Origin of the sequence: Litorilinea aerophila, from assembly GCF_006569185.2 — a bacterium.
Classification (GTDB): Bacteria; Chloroflexota; Anaerolineae; order Caldilineales; family Caldilineaceae; genus Litorilinea; species Litorilinea aerophila.
In genome coordinates, this window is record NZ_VIGC02000001.1 from 245,825 (window position 1) to 264,476 (window position 18,652).

Here is an 18,652-nt window from a genome sequence, read left to right on the forward strand (position 1 = left end):
CTGGACGGCGCGACATGGGCCGACCCCCTGCAAGGGAATACGCATGAGTTCGCCCTTCGTTGCGCCTCTTGCTGCTCCGGAACTCACAACACCATTGTAGCACAGGAGTTTGCCTACCGGCGATAAATACGGTATTGTTATGGTAAGCCGTTCCAGCCAGCCCCCAGTTCCCCCTGAAATCATTGGCTGCTCCGTTGCGAACATCAGGTTGGCTGGCGGCAAGGCCACGGCTGCACAGCGGTATGGCCCATTGGGGTACACCTTGCCCACTGACATCGAACCCGCCGCCGGCACTCCACCTGTACCAGCAGCTTGTGGGCAGTTCCTGCCCGGGGTTACCCTGGCCGGGCGCGATCCCGGCCCAGTTTGCCCACTATGTACGAGAGCGTACACCAATTTGGTGAAAAATCCTCTATTGTGAAAATCCAGCAGTGAAAATTCAGCGCGGCTGGGCGTCAACAGGGGCGCCCATTTGGATATTGAAGCTTAAAGATACAGTGATCCACTTTGCCATAGGGTACCAGGATGCAGATTGTACAAACCATCGGTGACCGCGTATTACGCAATGTTCAAAAGGTGATCGTGGGCAAAGACGAGGAGATCCGCCTGACGCTGGTCAGCCTCCTTTGCGAAGGTCACCTCCTTATCGAGGACGTGCCGGGCGTGGGCAAGACCATGCTGGCGCGCTCCATCGCCCGAAGTATCGGCTGTTCGTTCCGCCGGATCCAGTTTACGCCGGACATGCTCCCCAGCGATGTGACCGGCGTCAGTATTTTTAACCAAAAAACCATGGAGTTTGAGTTCCGGCCCGGCCCCATCATGGCCCAGATCGTCCTCACCGACGAGATCAACCGGGCCACCCCCAAGACCCAGTCGGCGCTACTGGAAGCCATGGAGGAACGCCAGGTCACCGTTGACGGCCAGACCTACCCCATGGAGCGGCCGTTCATGGTCCTGGCCACCCAAAACCCCATCGAGTACGAAGGGACCTTCCCCCTGCCTGAAGCCCAGGTGGACCGCTTCATGATGCGCATCCGGCTGGGTTACCCCAACCGGAACCACGAAATCGACGTGCTGACCCGCCAGACGGACCATCACCCCATCCAGGATCTGGAACAGGTGGTCTCCGCCGACGAGCTGCTGGAGGCTCAACAAGCCATCCGCGAGGTCTACGTGGATGACCTGGTCAAAGCCTACATCGTCGACCTGGTGACCACCACCCGGGATCATCCGGACGTCTACCTGGGGGCCAGTCCCCGGGGGAGCCTGGCCCTGTTCATGGCTGCCCGGGCCTGGGCTGCCCTGGAAGGTCGGGACTTTGTTTTGCCGGATGACGTCAAGCGGCTGGCCGAGGCGACCCTGGCCCATCGCCTGATCATCAGCCCATCGGCTCGCATCAAAAACGTCACGCCCCGCCAGGTGATCGAGGACGCCCTGCGCCACACACCGGTGCCCGGTGCCCGGGCCCGAGTTCGATAATGGCACCGATGGTGACCCTACCGGCCCTGTCTGGGTAGATCATGTCGTCGCGCGCGATTTTCCTGATCATTGCCACCATCGTGGCCTGGGTGCTGGCCTTCAACAGCGGCCGGGAGCTGGCCTATAACCTGGCCTACCTGCTGTCCAGCGTCCTGCTCTTCAGCGCCGCCTGGGCCTGGCATAGCCTGCGGGCCATCACCCTGCGCCGGGTGACCCGGGCCCGCCGCAGCCAGGTGGGTCAGTATGCGGAAGAGCAGTTCGAGATCACCAACCGCAGCCGCTGGCCCAAGCTCTGGCTGGAGGTCAAGGATTACTCCACCCTGCCCTGGCACGAAGCCAGCCGGGTGGTCAGCAACCTGGGCCGGGGCAGCAGCCAGCGCTGGCAGGTGAAAACCCTCTGCACCCAACGGGGACGTTTTCGCCTGGGCCCCATGGAGCTGCACAGCGGCGATCCCCTGGGCATCTTCCACGTGGTCCAACCCATCGAGACCACCAGCTACCTCATTGTCTATCCCCTGACCGTCGACCTGGCCTCGTTCGAGCCGTCGGTGGCCAACCTCTCCGGCGGCGAAGCCCGCTACCGGCGCACCAACCAGATCACCACCAACGTGGCCGGCGTCCGGGAGTATGTGGCGGGCGACAGCTTCAACCGCATCCACTGGCCCACCACCGCCCGGGCCCGCCGCCTCATGGCCAAGGAGTTCGAGCTGGATCCCACCGCGGACATCTGGCTCTTTCTGGATCTGCACCGGAATACGGAGGTAGGGCTGCCGTGGACGCCCGAACCGCCCGAGCCGCCCATCTTCGCCCTCCACAGCCGCAGGCGACGGGCCGAGCAGCCGGAGTTGCCGCCGGTGACCACCGAATACAGCATCACGGTGGTGGCCAGCCTGGCCCGCTATTTCCTCATGCGCAATCGAGCTGTGGGGCTGAGCTGCCAGGGGCGAACCCGGCACTATCTCCAGCCGGACCGGGGAGAACGGCAGCTCAACAAGATCCTGGAGGCCCTGGCCGTCGTATCTGCAGGCGGCAACATGCCCTTTGCCCACCTCATCGCCAGCGACGGCATTCGCCTCAACCGCCATGACACGGTGCTGGCCGTCAGCGCGGACCCCAGCCCAGACTGGGCCGTGGCGTTGCAGCACATCCAGCGCCGGGGCGTCAACAGCGTGGCTGTGGTGATCGATGGATCTTCATTTGGTCGGGAAACCAGCTATGGGGAACTGCTCAGCGAGCTGGAGGCCGCCGGCATCTCCACCTATCGAATCCAGCGGGACGACCCTATTGCCCACGTGCTGAGCAGCGGCACCCACTACTACGCCCCCCGTCAACAGCGACTCATCGACCAGATTTGAATCCGGACGGCCCGGGATGTACCCGGGATGGCCATTCCTTCCCGCTGGTGAATTCAGGTAGGACGGTGCTCGCGCCGCACCCACCGGGCCATGAGCGCCTCCAGCGCCTGGGCCGGGTCGTGGCACAGGCCACAGTGAACCGGCGAGGTCTGAATGACGGTGTTGTGGGGCGCCACCAACCAGTGGAAACTCTCCGCCTGCCCCAGCGCGCCGATGGGCCCCTCGCCAGCACAGATACGGAGGATCAGATCCAGGTGGGCCTGGACTTCATCCGCATCCAGATCGGGGGCCATGGCCCGCAGCCGCGCCCGGTCCAGCTCGATGCAGGCGCCCAGAAAGCGACGGGTGCGGCAGAAGAGGATCACGCCCACGGTCAGAAATTCGTCCCGTTCCAGGCGGGGCACCACGCGGATGAAGGCGTAGTCATAGGAGCTGAGCGTGGGCATGGACGGCCTCCTCCACGAAACGGGTGGATGCGTTGAGCCGGCTCATCAGGTAGGCCAGATAGGCGTGCCGATGCTCCGCCGGGGAGCGGAACTGGGGCTCGTCCCCCAACCATTCCTCCGGAATCAGGGAGAGGATGGCCAACAGCCGCTCCTCGGTCAGGATGGGGCGCAGCCGGGCATCCGCCTCTGGGATGCTGGCGGCAAAGGGCAGCAGCGTATGCTGGCGGATCAGGGGGAAGGGCGTCTGGCTGCGCTCCAGATAGTTGTTCCAGTCGTGGTGGAAGTAGAGGGAAGCCCCGTGGTCGATGAGCCAGAGCTGTTTCTGCCAGATGAGCAGGTTGACGTTGCGGGGCGTCCGATCCACGTTGGTCACCAGGGCGTCGAACCAGACGATCGCCGATGCCAGTTCCGTGGACGGGGGTGGCTTCAGCAGCTGGTTGAAAGCGAAGGCGCTGGGTAGATAGCGCATGCCCAGGTTGAGGCCATAGCTGGCCTGCAGCAGATCCTGGATCTCGGGATCTGGCTCCGAACGGCCGAAGCCCGGCTCCAGGTGGATGAACACAATCTCCGGCACCCGCAGCCCCAACAGGCGGGCGATCTCCCCGGCCACCAATTCCGCGATCAGGGCGCGCACCCCCTGGCCGGCTCCCCGGAACTTCATGACATAGAGCTCACCGTCGTCGGCCTCCACCAGGGCAGGCAAGGAACCGCCCTCCCGCAGGGGCTGGATGTAGCGGGTCGCCATCACCGTGCGCAGGGTTGGGGTGGACATGGTTTCCTCCTTAGGACGCATCTGTTCCGTAGCCCTCGTTCAACAGATGCGCGGCAACTGCTCGCCGCTGAGCATGTCCACCACCCGCATGCCGCCGATGCGGCTGCGCAGGAACACCTTGCCCGGGTGCTCTGCCACCACCTGGCCGATGATGGCGGCCTCCCGGCCCAGGGGATGCTCCCGCATGGCCGCCAGCACCTCTTCGGCCACGTCCGGGGCCACGATGGCCAGGCACTTCCCCTCGTTGGCCACGTAGAGGGGATCCAGCCCCAGAATCTCACAGGCGCCCCGGACTTCTTCCCAGATGGGGATGCGGCTTTCCTCCAGGCGGATGCCCACCCGAGCCCCGGCGGCAATTTCGTTCAGGGCGCTGGCCACGCCGCCCCGGGTGGGATCCCGCAACACGTGGATCCGATCCTGGCCCGCCTCCAGGATCTGCGCGACCAATTCGTGCAGGGGCGCGCTGTCGCTCTCCAGCGCGGTCTCGAACTCCAGCCCCTCCCGCACGGACATGATGGCAATGCCATGGACGGCGATGGCCCCACTGATCAACACCACGTCTCCAGGCTGCGCCCGCCGGGGCGAAATCTCCACCCCCGCCGGGATCAGCCCAATCCCCGTGGTGTTGATGAAAATACCGTCGCCCTTCCCCCGGTCCACCACCTTGGTATCCCCGGTGGCGATGGGCACGCCCACAGCCTGGGCCGCCTGTTGGATGGATTGCACCACCCGCCAGAGCTCCTCCATGGGCAGCCCTTCCTCCAGGATGAAGCCCATGGAGAGGGCCAGGGGCCGGGCGCCACACATGGCCAGGTCGTTGACTGTGCCGTGCACAGCCAGCGAACCGATGTCACCGCCAGGGAAGAAGAGGGGACTGACCACAAAGGAATCGGTGGAGAAGGCCAGCCGCGCGCCGTTCACGGCCAGCACTGCGCCATCGTGGAGGAGCTCCAGGGTCGGGTTGGCAAAGGCGGGCAGGAACATCTTCTCAATGAGCATTTGCATCAGCCGTCCGCCGCCGCCGTGGGCCAGGGAGACCGCGGGGTAGTCGCTGATGGGGATGGGGCACTGGAGATTGGCCAGAAAATCGGGGTGTGTGTCTGCCGTCATACGGTGACCCTCCCATACTGGTAGTAGGCGGCGCAGGCGCCTTCGGAAGAGACCATGGGGGCGCCCAGGGGATGTTCCGGCGTGCACCGGGTGCCGAAGACGCTGCACTCGTGGGGTTTCTTCAGCCCCTGCATGATCTGCCCCGCGATGCACAGGGGCGACTCCTGGGCGGTGACATCCTCCACCTGGAACCGCTTCTCGGCGTCGAAGGCGGCGAACTCCGGGCGCAGGCAGTAGCCGCTGTTGGGAATCAGGCCGATGCCGCGCCACTGGCGGTCACAGGGCTGAAAAACCTGCTGCAAAAGGCGTTGGGCCACCTCATTGCCCGAACGCGAGACGGAACGGGTGTACTGGTTCTCCACGCCCCAGCGGCCCTCTTCCAGGGCTTTGAGGGTCATGTAAATGCCCTGGAGCAGATCCAGCGGCTCGAAGCCGGTCACCACAATGGGCACCCGATATTTCTCGGCGATGGGCTCGTATTCCCAGTAGCCCATCACCGTGCAGACGTGGCCGGCCGCCAGAAAGCCCTGCACCTGATTGCTGGGTGAGCCCAGGATGGCCTCCATGGCCGGCGGCACCAGTACATGGGAACAGAGGATGGAGAAGTTGGTCAGCCCCAGTTGCCTGGCCTGCCAGACGGCCATGGCGTTGGCGGGCGCGGTGGTCTCGAAGCCCACGGCGAAGAAGACCACCTCCCGGTCCGGGTGCTTCTGGGCCAGCTTGACGGCGTCCAGGGGGGAATAGACCATGCGCACGTCGCCCCCCTCCGCCTTGACGCTGAGCAGGTCCGCCTGGGAACCCGGCACCCGCAGCATATCCCCAAAGGACGTGAAAATGACCTCTGGACGTCGGGCGATGGCCATGGCCTTGTCGATCAGTTCCAGCGGGGTGACGCACACCGGGCAGCCGGGGCCATGGACCAGGGTCACCTCCGGCGGCAGCATGTGGTCAATGCCGAACTTGATCAGGGTATGGGTCTGGCCCCCACAGATCTCCATGAGGGTCCAGGGGCGGGTCACCACCCGGCGGATGGCCTGGACCAGCTTTTGGGCGTCCGCCTCATTGCGATATTCATCCACAAATTTCATATCTGCTTCCCCTCTTCCGATGGATGGCCAGGGTCTGTTCCCGCCGGTGGTCCGTCCTCGGAGGCATATTCGGGCTGGGGGATCTCCAGCTCGGCCAGCTCTTCCATCTGGCGCAGGAACTCGAAAACCTGCCTGGCCTCCTCTTCATCCAGCTTGCTGATGGCAAAGCCCACGTGGACCACCACGAAATCCCCCACCTGGGCATCGGGGACATAGGCCAGGCAGACGTCCTTGGTGATGCCGCCGAAACTGACCTTGCCCATGGGGATGCCCTGGGCGGATTCCTCGATTCGTACTACCTGGCCCGGAACACCGAGACACATGATCTTACCTCCCGCTTGTCGTTTGGTTCGCTGGCTGGCCTGTTGAGGATGGCGCCGACGGCTCCACCTTGCTCAGGGCCACCCCGGCATGAATCAACACCACGTCGCCCACCGCCACCCCCGGGAGGAGGTCCAGTGAGATCCGGGTGATAGCCCCATCCACCCAGACCTTGCCCATGGAGAGGCCGTTCTCCTGGTAGAGAGCCATCACCCTGCCGGTTACAAAATGCATGCCCATGGCTACCCTCCTCCGGCCCAGCGTGCGGCGGCCACTGCCACCTGCCCCAGGCTGATGCCCCCATCGTTGGGGGGAACCTGACGGTGCAGCAGGACCTGAAAACCGGCCTGTCGCAGCTGTACCACTGCCCTCTCGGTCAACAGCCGGTTCTGGAAACAGCCCCCGGTGAGAGCTACCCGGGGCTCACCCACAGCCTGGGCAATGGCCAGGATGGCCGCCGCGGCAGCGTTGTGAAAACGGGCCGCCATGACGCCCACCTCTGTGCCCCGGGCCAGGTCGTCCAGCAGCGCCTCCACCAGGGGGCCCCAGTCCCAGACCCCGGCCCACGGAGCATGGTTCGCCGAGGGGTCGCCACAGGGCTGCGCCACCAGGGCCACGGGATAGGCATCGCGCACATCGGGATCGGCCACAAACTCCAGGGCCATGGCCGCCTGCCCTTCAAAGGTCACCCGGGGATGGAGGCCGAGCAAGGCGGCTACGCCGTCAAAGAGGCGGCCGGCGCTGGTGGTCCACGGCGCGTGGATGCCCCGGTCGAGCATCTGGGCCAACACCCGGCGCTCGGTGGGGCTCAGGGCCTGCACCGGCACCAGATCCTCCCGCAGCAGTGCCCTCTCTCCATCGAGTTCCCACAGCAACGCCAGGGCCACCCGCCTGGGCTCCTGGATGGCCGCCTCGCCCCCCGGCAGGCGGAAGGGGCGCAAATGGGCCACCCGGGTAAAGCCGGTGGCGTCGCCCAGGAGAAACTCCCCACCCCACACGGTACCATCGGGCCCATAGCCGGTGCCATCCCAGGTCACGCCCAGGGCTGGGCCTTCCGCCTGATTTTCGGCCAGGCAGGCAGCCAGGTGGGCATGGTGATGTTGCACCGGAATCAGGGTCAGCCCTGCGCCCGGCCCGCTCTGTTCCAGCTGCTGTTGGGCCCAGCGGGTGGAGAGGTAGTCAGGATGCAGGTCGTGGGCAATGGCCACCGGCCTGGCTTCGTACAGGCGCAGGAAGTCGGCGATGACCCGTTCGAAGGCGGCCAGGGCCTCGGCGGTCTCCAGGTCGCCGATGTGCTGGCTGATGAAGACCTGCTCGCCCACGCTCAGGGCGACGGTGTTCTTCAAATGGGCCCCCACACCTAACAGGGTGGGCAGCGGGCGGGCCATGCGCACCGGCAGGGGAGCGTACCCCCGGGCTCGCCGAAGCAGGCGCACCTCCCCGTCCAGGATCCAGGCCACGCTGTCGTCCACGTGGCGGGCGATGGGCCGGTCATGAATCAGGAAGCAGCCGGCCACATGGCCCAGGCGCTCCATGGCCTCCCACTCGTCGGTGCAGATGGGCTCATCGGTCAGGTTACCGCTGGTGGCCACCACGGGAAAGTCCAGCTCCTGCAGCAACAGGTGATGCAGGGGTGTGTAGGGCAACATCACCCCCAGATTGGGGCTGCCGGGGGCCACGTTGTCGGCCACGGGTGCCCCGGCGCGGCGGGGCAGAAGCAGGATGGGCGCCTCGGGGCCGGTGAGGGCTTCGGCCGCCTGGGGAGAGACCCGGCAAAGGGTCCGCGCCTGGTCCAGGTCCCGGGCCATCAGGGCGAAGGGTTTATCCCGCCGGGGTTTGCGTTCCCGCAGCCGGGCGACGGCCTGGGGGTTGCCGGCGTCCACCATCAGGTGAAAGCCGCCGAGCCCTTTCACCGCCACGATGGCCCCCGCCTTCAGGGCGTCCGCAGCACTCCGCAGGGCACCCTCCCCTTCCGCCATCAGGTGCCATCCGCCCGCCGACCGGGGCCAGCGGCCACTTTCCCGGGCAGTCGTCCCGGGCCGGCCTCCGGAGACGTCCCCGAAGACAGCCCCGGCCGAGGCGCCGTACAGGGCCAGCTGGGGGCCACAGGCCGGGCAGGCGATGGGCTGGGCATGGAAGCGCCGATCCAGCGGGTTTTCATACTCGGCCCGGCACTGGGGGCACATGGCGAAATGGGCCATGGTGGTGTGGGGCCGGTCGTAGGGAAGGGCCTGAATGATGGTAAACCGGGGTCCACAGTTGGTGCAGTTGGTGAAGGGATAGCGGTAGCGCCGATCGGCAGGATCGGCCACCTCGGCCAGACAGTCGGCGCAGGTGGCGATGTCCGGCAATACCAGGACCGTCTTGACGCCCTGTTCCTGGCTGTGGCGAATTTCGAAGTCCCCATAGCCCACGGGCGCCAGCCAGACAGCGTCCAGGCTGTCGATCCGGGCCCGTGGCGGCTTATCGGCCGACAGGCGTGCCAGGAAGTCCTCCAGGGTGGACCGGTTCCCTTCCACTTCGATGAACACGCCCTGGGTGTCGTTGATGACCCAACCGCGCAGGCCCATTGCCACGGCCAGGCGATACACGTAGGGGCGAAAGCCGACGCCCTGCACCGCCCCATGGATCTCCACCCGCAGACGCTGCTCGGTCATGGCTCAGCCATCTTTGTCCTGATGGGGCCCATGCCCCGTTGGAGGGGATGCCCCGGCGGCCTGAAGGCTACTTTCAGGAAGCCTCCTCCGCCATGGGACAGACCCGCTGGATAAATGCCACCAGCTCCGCAGCTGCCGGCTCGGCCTCACCCAGCGCCGGGCATCCACAGTCCGCCCGTGGCTCCCCAAAACAAGATACTGCTACAGCCATTGTACTACTTCGAGGCTGAAGCTCAAACCTCTTGTCCCATCGTCCGCGGATCTGCCCAGCGCCCTATGGCCGGGGGCGGAGGCGCCAGCGGGGGCGTTGCCGGGCCCGGCCCAGCCGCTGGATGGCCAGGGCCGCGCTCAGCAGGATAAGGAGGCCCCCCACCATCTGGAGCCAGGTCAACTGTTCGTGGAGAAACAGGGTGGACCACACGATGGTCAGTAGCGTCTCCAGGGGGCCCAAGAGCGCCAACTGGCCGCTGCCCAGGATGGCCACGGCCGCAAAGTAGGCCAGCCGGGAGAGGAAGGTGCTGACCACTGCCAGCACCGCCACCGCCAGCCATCCGCCCCATCCCGGCGCGGCCCAATGGGCTCCCATGAGCCACCAGCCGGCCAGCACCACCAGGGTCATGGAGCCGGTGACGTAGAAGACGACGGTGCGGGAGTCGTAGGCCGGCAGATACCACTGGATCAGGGCCATCTGGAGGGAAAAGAGCATGACGGCAAAGAAAGCCAGGCCAAAGCCAGTCCAATGGATATGGCCGCTGGGACCGATGAGCAGGTAAACGCCGCTCAGGGCCAGCACCAGCCGCACGCCATGGCGGTAGGTGACCCGCTCCCCGCGCAGGGCCAGGAGGCTGAGCACGAACAGGGGGCTCAGGGAAATGATCATGGAGATGAGGGATGCTTCCACAAAATTGAGCGCCCAAAAGAAGCAGAGCATCCCCACGCCGTTGAGGAGCCCCACCAGGAAGGCCATGCGCAGGCCCGGCCCGTCGATCTTCAACCGGGCGGGATTGACCGCGGCAATGGCGGCCGCCAGGAGAAAAGTGGCCAGCACCATGCGCGCAGCCAGCAGGGAGGTGGCGTCAAAACCCGCCAGGATGGCCGCCCGGGCCACCGGCGCCGCCACGCTGAAACAGAGGGTGGCGAAGAGGGCCAAGACCCAGCCACGGTTGCGGGCTTGCTGGGAGATGGGGCTTTGTCCAGGCGTTGCCCTCCCCACGGCCGGCGGCGCCACCATCGACGCCGGCTTGTCGGCGACGACAGTCGGCATAGTCAACCTCTTTCCAGATGCAATCGATGAAAAATTTTGGACCTATTGCCGCGGGTCCGTTGTCGAAGACGCTCCAGGATCCCCCTGGCGGGACGCCTCGGCCAGCCGCGCTTCGGCCAGGGCGCAGTAGTCCGGCTCCACGTCGAACCCCACGTAGTGGCGGCCGGTGCGCAGGGCCGCGACACAGGTGGTGCCCGACCCCATGAAAGGATCCAGCACCACGTCGCCCACATAGGAGTACAGACGGATCACCCGTTCAGCCAGTTCCACAGGAAAGGGCGCCGGATGGCCCACCCGTTTCGCCGACTCTGGCAGGATCTCCCAGACCGAGAGGGTGCTTTCCAGGAATTCATCCCGGCTGATGTCCGAAATGCCTTTATCCGGCCGGCTATAATCGCCCTTGGCGAAGACCAGCAGATACTCGTGGACGTCTCGCAGCCGCGGCGCCTTGGCACTCATCCAGCTTCCCCAGGCGCAGCTTCCGCTGGCCCCCCGGGCCTTGCGCCAGATGATCTCGCCCATGGGCAGGAAGCCAATGCGCATGTGGAGCTCGTAGAAGAACATGTGGAGCGGAATGTAGGGCTTGCGCCCCAGGTTGGCAATGTTGATGACGTAGCGCCCCCCCGGCCGCAATACCCGGTAGACCTCCTGACCCACGGCCTGGATGAGATCCAGGTAAGCGGCCAGGTGCAAATCGTCGTCGTACTCCTTGCCCACGTTGTAGGGCGGCGATGTGAAGGCCAGGCCCACCTCCCCGTCTGGGATAACGCTCATGTCCTCGGCCGAGTGGCAGTAGATGCGATCCACCCAGGGGGAGCCATCCAGGGGGAGCTCGCTTGCAGCAGGACAGGCCTGGGCCGAGCCATCGGGGCCGCCTCCCGGGGGCACGCCGGAGGATGCAGCCATCAGCGCCTGGAGAAGGATTCGTCCGGGCGCGGCTGGACCGCGGTGCAGGTTGCGGCTGTAAAAAGGGGTCGCGTCGTGGGATTCACGCCGGCCGGTGCCAAAGGAGGAGGTGGTCGTCCGACGTTTCCCTGCGGGGCGTTGCCGATCATCCCCTTGGTCGGGCCTCCCCCGAGGGTCGCCCGCATCGGTAAGGGGGCGTTCGGGCGTCCCATTGGGCTGGGCCCGGCTTGTATCGTCCATGGAGGTGTTCTATGCCCTTCTGCGGGAAAGGAAACTGACACCGGCGCGCCCATGGGGCATCGCCAGCCAGAAAATGCCTGCAAACCCGGACGATCCGGTGGCGCAAATGGAACAGTTGAGCGGGATGGGTCGATCCCGCTCAACTGGGGTAAGTATAGCGGTAGAAGGGGAGAATGTAAACTGGGGATGGACGGGGCGTGAGCCCCTGGCCGGCCTGCCTATCCCCCGCTCATACCTCGGTGCGGATGTCCACGATCTCATGCTCCGGGATGGCACGGAAGGCGGTTTCCACTTCCTGGGGTGTGACATGGGGAATTTTGAGCACCGCGTCATAAAAGCCGGGACGACGGCGGCTGGGAAAGGTGCCAATGCCCATCACCCCCCAGCGGTGCTCGGCCAGGACGTTCATCAGCTTGATGAACTGGCCCGGCTGGTCGGGGAAGCGCACGGTGACCCGCACCCCCTCGTGGGGCAGCCCCAGCATCTCCTGGAAACTGCGGAGGATGTCCATCTGGGTGGCGATGCCCACCACCACGTCGTCCTCCAGCACAGGCAGACAGCCGATCTTGTGCTCGCTCATGATGGCCGCGGCCCGCTCCACGCTGACGTCGGGCGTCACCGTGTACACCTGTGGCGCTTTGAGCATCACCTGGCGCACCTTGAGGTCGCTCAGGTAGCGGCTGATCTCCCAGATGTTCAGGCTGCCGATGGCGTCGGTTTTCAGTGCCAGGCGCTGCCGGGTGATCAGGCCCAAAAAGCGCTTCCCATCGCCCACCACAGGCAAATGCCGAATCTGGTTCTCGGCCATGATGCGCTGGGCCTCCGCCGCCGAGGTGGTGGGCGACACCATCACCGGGTGCCGGGTCATACAGTCTTTCACAAGCATGGCTATTGTCCTTCGGTGGCCAGGGCCGGCCTGTCTGTTGCCGCCGGCTCGATGACAGGTTCAAACGTGCTCAGGGTCTCCAGCGGAATGTGGCAGAAGATCCGGTGGCCGTCCTCGGTTTCCCGCCACGGCGGAATCTCCGTCTCGCAGATTTTCCCGCCATCCGGCAGGAGGTGGCGGCGGGGACAACGGGTGTGGAAGCGGCAGCCGGAAGGCGGGTTCATGGCGCTGGGCACCGACCCTTCCAGGCGGATGTGCTTCTGCTTGGCCTTGGGATCCGGAATGGGCACCGCCGAGAGCAACGCTTCCGTGTAGGGATGGTAGGGCGGCGCGTAGATGGCCTCGGCCGGGCCGATCTCCATCACCTGGCCCAGGTACATCACCGCCACGTAATCCGAGAAGAAGCGGACCACGCTCAGGTCGTGGGCGATGAAGATGAGGGTGGTGCCATACTCCTGCTGGACGTTGAGGAGCAGGTTGAGAATGGCCGCCTGGACTGAAACGTCCAGCGCGCTCACCGGCTCGTCGCACAGGACCAGGTCCGGCCGGCTGGCCAGGGCCCGGGCGATGCCCACCCGCTGCTTCTCCCCGCCGCTGAGCTGCCGGGGCAGGCGGTCGTAGTAGGATTCGTCCAGGCGCATGGCTTTCAGCAGCCGGATCACCTCCTCCCGGATCTGCTCCTTGGGCACCGTCTTGAAACGCTGCATGGGCCGGGCGATCTGCTGGCCCACAGTATAGGCCGGGTTCATGGTGGAGTCGGGGTTTTGGAAGACCATCTGGAGCTCTTTGATCAGGGCCTCATCCCGTTTGGACAGATCCTGGGTCAGGTCGAAGCCCAGGAACTCCGCCCGGCCCGAGGTGGCCTCCTCCAGGCCGATGAGGGTCTTCACCAGGGTGCTCTTGCCACAGCCGGACTCGCCCACGATGCCCAGGGTGCTGCCTCGCCGCACGTTGAAGGTGGCGTCTTCCACGGCTTTCACATACTTTTTCTCGCCAAAACCCAAGATCTCCTTCAAGGACTGGCCTTGAACGGGGTAATATTTTTTCAAATTTTCCACTTCCAGGATGGGCTCGCCGGGTTCGCCATTGGATCGGAGGGCGGGCAGCTCCATCTCTTCGGGGGGTGTCCAGGTGCTGGGGTCGATCTCTTCGGCAAAATGGCAGCGGACCCAGGTGCCACCGGGCAGCTCCCGCAGCAAGGGCCGCTCTTCCCAACAGCGCTCCCGGACGTAGTCGCAGCGGGGGGCGAAGACACACCCCGCCGGCCGATTGTTGGGCGCGGGCACCCGACCCGGAATGGGGTAGAGGACGCTGCTGGCCTTGGTGGTGCCCAGCTTGGGTACACAGCGGAGCAGCCCCTGGGTGTAGGGATGTTGGGGATCCTCGAAGAGATCTTCCACCGTGGCCCGCTCCACCATCTCGCCGGCGTACATGACGCCCACCCGGTCACAGACCCGGGCCACCACGCCCAAATTGTGGGTGATGTACATGATGGCCGTGTCGAATTCCCGGCGCAATTCGGCGATCAGGTCCAGCACAGCCGCCTCCACCGTCACGTCCAGCGCGGTGGTGGGCTCGTCCATGATCAGCAGGGCCGGGTTGTTGAGCAAGGCCATGCCGATGACCACCCGCTGCTGCTGGCCGCCGGAAATCTGGTGGGGGTAGCGGCGCATCACGTTTTCCGGGTCGGGCATATAGACCCGCTTCAACATCTGGATGCAGCGCTCCTCGGCCTCCTCTTTGCCCATGTTCCGGTGGACGGTCAGCACTTCCGTCATCTGGTCGCCGATGCGCATGGACGGGTTCAGGGCCTGCATGGGATCCTGGTAGACCATGGCGATCTGGTCGCCCCGGAGGCGACGCAGCTCTTCGCCGCTCTTGCCCACCAGGTCCTGGCCCATGAACTTGATGCTGCCCCGCTTGACGTAGCCGTTGGCGCCCAGGAAGTTGACGATGGACCAGGCCACGGTGCTCTTGCCACAGCCGGACTCGCCGACAATGCCGTAGGACTCGCCCCGGTAAATTTCAAAGGAAACGTTTTGCACCGCTTCCACCTCGCCGCGGCGCACTTTGTAGGCCACGGCCAGATCTTCCACTTTCAGGACGGGCGCCGATGTGCCCCCACGTGCTTTGGAATCTCTTTTCTCGCGCCTGACGAGTTCATTTGCCATCTCTTCTCCTTCGTTTTGATGCTATTTTTGATAGCGGCTCAACTCTTCCCGCAGGCCGTCGGCAAACAGGTTGAGGCCGATCACCAGGCTGGCGATGGCCACCGACGGCCAGATCACCCCCCACTGGTTTACAAAGATGTTGCGCCGGGCTTCGTTGACCATGTTCCCCCAGTCCGGGTCGGGCGGTGGGAGGCCGATCCCCAGGAAGCCCAGGGTCCCGATGGCGAAGATGGCATAGCCCACCCGCAACATGGCATCCACCAGCAGGGGCCCCCGCGCGTTGGGCAGGATCTCCCGGAACATGATGTACCAGGGACTTTCACCCCGGGTTTCGGCAGCGCGAATGTAGTCCCGGGTCTTGATGTCCAGGGTCAGGCTGCGCACCAGGCGGGCCACGCCCGGCGCGCCGGTGACGGTGATGGCCAGGATGACCACCAGGTCGCCCTGGCCCAGGGCGGCGATGGCCACCAGGTAGAGGACGATGCGGGGGAAGGCGATCAGGGCGTCCAACACCTGCATGATGCCCTGATCCCACCAGCCTCCCCGGTAGCCCGCGTTCAGGCCCAGGATGGAGCCCACCACCAGCGAACCCAACACGCCCCAGATGGCGACCCCACCCGGCAGGACCAGGTCGGTGTCACCCGGCAGACGGGTCTTCAGCAGAATGACCTGGGTCCCCTGCATGAGGCGGGAGAGGATGTCCCGCCCCAGGTGGTCCGTGCCCAGCCAGTTCACCGAATTGGGCGGCAGGTTCTGCTGGAATTCGGTGGCGTTGGGCGGGTAGGGGGTCCAAAACAGGGAGACCACCCCAACCAGCAGCCAGAACATCACGATGGACAGGCCAACGGTGGCTACCCGGGATTCGAAGACGATGGACAGGTTGTCCCAAAGACGCCGCAGGCGGGATGGACGGGCCATCCTGCCGGCGGCCGGTTGTGCAACGGCCATGGGCTTACACTCCAGATGACTTCAACATGCCAGCCGCCGTACCTCCTTATCCGGCCAGCCGGTCCGCCGTCCAGTGGGCGACGGTCCGCATAACCGGCTCAGGTCGAGGGAAGGCCTCGGCCAGCAACTTGTGATAGAGACACTCTTCCGCGGAGCGCAGGGGCAGGTCGGCGTGGGCGGCTCGATAGGCGGGCACGTCCAGCCCCGCCAGCAGGGGCTGCAGCAGGTCGGCGAGCAGATCCACCGTGCCGCTGCCCTCGTCGAACTGCTCCTTGTCCCGCCAGACGATGTCGTCCGGCAGCAGGTCCTGGCAGGCCAGGCGCAAAATCCACTTCTCCACCTGGCGGCCATCCGCCAGCGTCTTCAGCTTGAGCTGGGGCGGAATGGTCTGGGCCAGCGCGATCAGGTCCGTGTCCAGGAAGGGTACCCGGCCTTCGATGCCGTGACACATGGTCATGCGGTCTACCCGCTGCAGGTTGATGTTGTGCAGGGAAGAGACGGAGCGGCGCAGTTCTTCCTGCAACAGGTCTGGATCCTGGATCTCTTTGTAGTAGCGATAGCCGGCGAAGAGTTCATCTGCCCCTTCCCCAGTCAGGATCACCTTGACATAGTCGGAGGCCAGGCGGGCACAGAAGTAGCAGGGGATGGCGCTCCGCACCAGGTCCTGGTCGAAAGATTCCAGGTGGTAGAGGATGGCGGGCAGGTGCGCCAGCACTTCCTCCCCGGTGTAGAGGTATTCGTGGTGGATGGAGCCGATATGGCGAGCCACCCGCCGGGCCGCCTCGATATCCGGGGAACCCTCGATGCCCACGGAGAAGGTGTGAAGTTCCTCCACCTGCTGCCGGGCCAGGGCGGCGATGATGCTGCTGTCCAACCCGCCGGAAAGGAACGCGCCCACGGGGACGTCGCTCATGAGGCGCTTGGTCACCGCCCGCTCCAGGGCCGCGCGCAGCCGCCCTGCGTGCTCCTCTGGAGAGAGGTCCTCCAGGGGAGAGGGTTCCGGGATCTGATAATATTCGCCCCATCCAGTCTCGGAGTCGTAGTAGGTGCCCGGCGGCACTTCCGCCACTTCGTCCACCCAGTTGGCCAGGGACTTCACCTCCGAAGCGAAGCAGAGGATCTCCCGGCCCGCCCCTGGCTGATGGATGCCCCAGTACAGGGGCTTGATGCCGATGGGATCCCGGGCCAGGAAGAGGGACCGGTCATCCATGGCCACGAAGGCGAACATTCCGTCCAGTGCCCGCACCGCGTCAGACCGTTCGTCTTCCCACAGGTGGACGATGGCCTCGCTGTCGCTGCGGCTGCGGAAGCGATGCCGGTTGGACAGGGCCGTCCGCAGGGCAGGAAAGTTGTAGATCTCGCCGTTGGCCACCAGGACCCGGGATCGATCTTCGTTGTAAATGGGCTGATCCCCACCGGCGGGGTCCATAATGGCCAGCCGACAGTGGGCCAGGGCGCCCTGGCTCGACTCCAGGGCGATTCCCTGGCCATCCGGCCCCCGGTGGGCGATCTTGCTCAACATGGCCTGGAGGAGCGTTTCGTCCACGTCTCCCCACATGCCTGCAATGCCACACATAAAAAATCGCGCTCCCTGACTGTTTGAGTCATGCCGACAGTCTATACTACCTTGATCAGGTCAACCTCAGAATGGCCACCAACCCGTGACCGCAGCCCATGCCCTTCTGCAGGCCGAATTCCAGGCTGCGCAGGGCGAAGCCCAACTGGGGCTCGATGATATTGGCCCGGGGATCGCTGTGCCAGAGCCCTTCCGCGCTGCTGATGACCCGGTCCATGGTCACCAGGGCCAGCTGGAGCGGGGCCGAGAATTCATCCCAGCCTTCCAGCTCGCCCAGGGAGAGGCGGGTCTGGAGGCGCTGCTGGCAGAAGCGCACCAGGGCATTCCAGCTCCTGGCCAGCTCGTTGAGGAAAGCGTCCACCGCCGGCTCAGGATGGGTCGGCCAGCTTCCGTCCGGGATGATCAGCTCCTCCAGATCGGTGCGCATGCAGTCCTCGTGGAGCCGGTTGACGGCCCGGCGCAGGGGTTTCAGGCGGGGGTTGTACTGGCGGGTGTCCACATGGCGCCCCACCAGGATGGAGCGATCGAAGAGCCCCACCACCTGAAGCCCACGCCCCGTCCGGCGGGTCACCTCCTCGCCCAACGCCCGCACCTCCTGGCCGTTCCAGTAGCGCATGGGGAAATGCTCCACCACCGCGCCCTCATCGCCATCGGCCTGGGGATCCGCCAGGTAGTTCATGGTGTAATTCTGGAACTTTTCTGCGTCGCTGCGGGCAGCCCAATAGCAGGGCCACTCCACAGAATTGCGGCCCAACAGGTCCATGACCACCAGGCTGCCGGGCCGCCCGTGGCGGGCGATCTCCGCCAGCAGCCGCTGCAGATGGGGGCGATCCAGGTGGGACAGGGAGGCGTAAGAGGAAAAGTACAGGTCATACGGCTCCTCTCCCACCTGCTCGATGGGCAGCCCTTCCCGCAGGTCTGCCTGGCGAAAGTGGACGTGGGGCACATCCGCGTAGAGCTCGCTCCCCTTTTCTACCATGGCCGGGTTGATGTCCAGCCCCAGGTAGCACTCGATATCCTGCTCTTCCAGAACCCGGTGGTGGGCCAGGCTCAGATCCTGCTCGTTCTGGCTGATGCGGGTCAACAGGTCGTAGCCCTGACCCGCGCCACAGCCCAGATCCACAATGCGGATGCGGCGGCCCTGGCTGCGGCGCTGTTGCACCAGCTCCGCCAGGTGGGGCCGCAACATCTTGCGCGTCAACTGATCTTCCCAATATAGACGGACGTTGTCGTACTTGCCGAATAAATTGCCGACGTAGCGATTGTAGTCTCCCCGCTGCACGGCATGTTGATAGCAGAGACCCGATTCGGCCAACATCGTTTGCAATTTCTCCCTTTGTCTTATCTCCACCCATTGCCTCGCTGTGACCACCCACCTGGGCCCATCCCGCCACCCGCACCAGCTGGAACCAGTCCCGATAGAAGACCGGGTA

The 18,652-nt window shown here is 65.3% G+C and carries 16 protein-coding genes; 2 read left to right on the forward strand and 14 right to left on the reverse strand.

All coding sequences use genetic code 11. The features are described from left to right. The first annotated feature begins 525 nt into the window (after positions 1–525). Complete coding sequence (locus FKZ61_RS00940) at positions 526–1,479, forward strand: AAA family ATPase (RefSeq protein WP_141608185.1); 954 nt, start codon at positions 526–528, stop codon at positions 1,477–1,479. A gap of 41 nt (positions 1,480–1,520) precedes the next feature. After that, positions 1,521–2,834, forward strand: a complete 1,314-nt coding sequence (locus tag FKZ61_RS00945; protein ID WP_141608186.1) for a DUF58 domain-containing protein — start codon at positions 1,521–1,523, stop codon at positions 2,832–2,834. A 53-nt stretch (positions 2,835–2,887) separates the two neighbouring features. On the opposite strand, the gene FKZ61_RS00950 is transcribed toward FKZ61_RS00945, so the two are convergent. From FKZ61_RS00950 to FKZ61_RS01015, 14 genes are all read right to left on the reverse strand, one after another. Then, entirely contained in the window at positions 2,888–3,280 is a 393-nt protein-coding gene (locus FKZ61_RS00950) for a DUF3037 domain-containing protein (RefSeq protein WP_141608187.1), read from the reverse strand. Further along, the gene (locus FKZ61_RS00955) at positions 3,258–4,052 is read right to left on the reverse strand and encodes a HipA family kinase (RefSeq protein ID WP_141608188.1); all 795 of its coding nucleotides are present in this window, start codon (positions 4,050–4,052) and stop codon (positions 3,258–3,260) included. The genes FKZ61_RS00950 and FKZ61_RS00955 overlap by 23 nt, the downstream gene beginning before the upstream one ends. Before the next feature lie 39 nt (positions 4,053–4,091). Beyond that, on the reverse strand, positions 4,092–5,162 hold the full coding sequence (gene hypE / locus FKZ61_RS00960; protein ID WP_141608189.1) for a hydrogenase expression/formation protein HypE: 1,071 nt from the start codon (positions 5,160–5,162) through the stop codon (positions 4,092–4,094). Beyond that, entirely contained in the window at positions 5,159–6,250 is a 1,092-nt protein-coding gene (gene hypD, locus FKZ61_RS00965; RefSeq protein ID WP_141608190.1) for a hydrogenase formation protein HypD, read from the reverse strand. Before hypD ends, hypE begins: the two co-directional genes overlap by 4 nt. Beyond that, the gene (locus FKZ61_RS00970; protein ID WP_141608191.1) at positions 6,247–6,573 is read right to left on the reverse strand and encodes a HypC/HybG/HupF family hydrogenase formation chaperone; all 327 of its coding nucleotides are present in this window, start codon (positions 6,571–6,573) and stop codon (positions 6,247–6,249) included. Before FKZ61_RS00970 ends, hypD begins: the two co-directional genes overlap by 4 nt. A gap of 4 nt (positions 6,574–6,577) precedes the next feature. Next, positions 6,578–6,811 (reverse strand): HypC/HybG/HupF family hydrogenase formation chaperone, encoded by a 234-nt coding sequence (locus FKZ61_RS00975; RefSeq protein ID WP_141608192.1) that lies wholly within the window; start codon positions 6,809–6,811, stop codon positions 6,578–6,580. Positions 6,812–6,813: 2 nt separating this feature from the next. Beyond that, a complete protein-coding gene (hypF, locus tag FKZ61_RS00980; RefSeq protein WP_141608193.1) occupies positions 6,814–9,228 on the reverse strand; it encodes a carbamoyltransferase HypF in 2,415 nt (804 codons plus the stop codon). 274 nt (positions 9,229–9,502) lie between these two features. Next, the gene (locus FKZ61_RS00985; protein WP_141608194.1) at positions 9,503–10,492 is read right to left on the reverse strand and encodes a DMT family transporter; all 990 of its coding nucleotides are present in this window, start codon (positions 10,490–10,492) and stop codon (positions 9,503–9,505) included. Between the two features lie 42 nt (positions 10,493–10,534). Next, positions 10,535–11,638 (reverse strand): DNA-methyltransferase, encoded by a 1,104-nt coding sequence (locus tag FKZ61_RS00990; RefSeq protein ID WP_141608195.1) that lies wholly within the window; start codon positions 11,636–11,638, stop codon positions 10,535–10,537. A 229-nt stretch (positions 11,639–11,867) separates the two neighbouring features. Beyond that, positions 11,868–12,524: a CBS domain-containing protein gene (locus FKZ61_RS00995; RefSeq protein ID WP_141608196.1), complete on the reverse strand. Its 657-nt coding sequence runs from the start codon at positions 12,522–12,524 to the stop codon at positions 11,868–11,870. Between the two features lie 2 nt (positions 12,525–12,526). Further along, the gene (locus FKZ61_RS01000; RefSeq protein ID WP_141608197.1) at positions 12,527–14,695 is read right to left on the reverse strand and encodes a dipeptide ABC transporter ATP-binding protein; all 2,169 of its coding nucleotides are present in this window, start codon (positions 14,693–14,695) and stop codon (positions 12,527–12,529) included. Between the two features lie 21 nt (positions 14,696–14,716). Then, positions 14,717–15,643, reverse strand: a complete 927-nt coding sequence (locus FKZ61_RS01005) for an ABC transporter permease (RefSeq protein ID WP_141608198.1) — start codon at positions 15,641–15,643, stop codon at positions 14,717–14,719. A gap of 46 nt (positions 15,644–15,689) precedes the next feature. Next, a complete protein-coding gene (asnB, locus tag FKZ61_RS01010; protein ID WP_141608199.1) occupies positions 15,690–17,219 on the reverse strand; it encodes an asparagine synthase B in 1,530 nt (509 codons plus the stop codon). Between the two features lie 55 nt (positions 17,220–17,274). Further along, positions 17,275–18,537 carry a class I SAM-dependent methyltransferase gene (locus FKZ61_RS01015; RefSeq protein ID WP_141608200.1) on the reverse strand — a complete coding sequence of 421 codons (1,263 nt, stop codon included), beginning with the start codon at positions 18,535–18,537 and terminating at the stop codon, positions 17,275–17,277. Positions 18,538–18,652 lie beyond the last annotated feature (115 nt).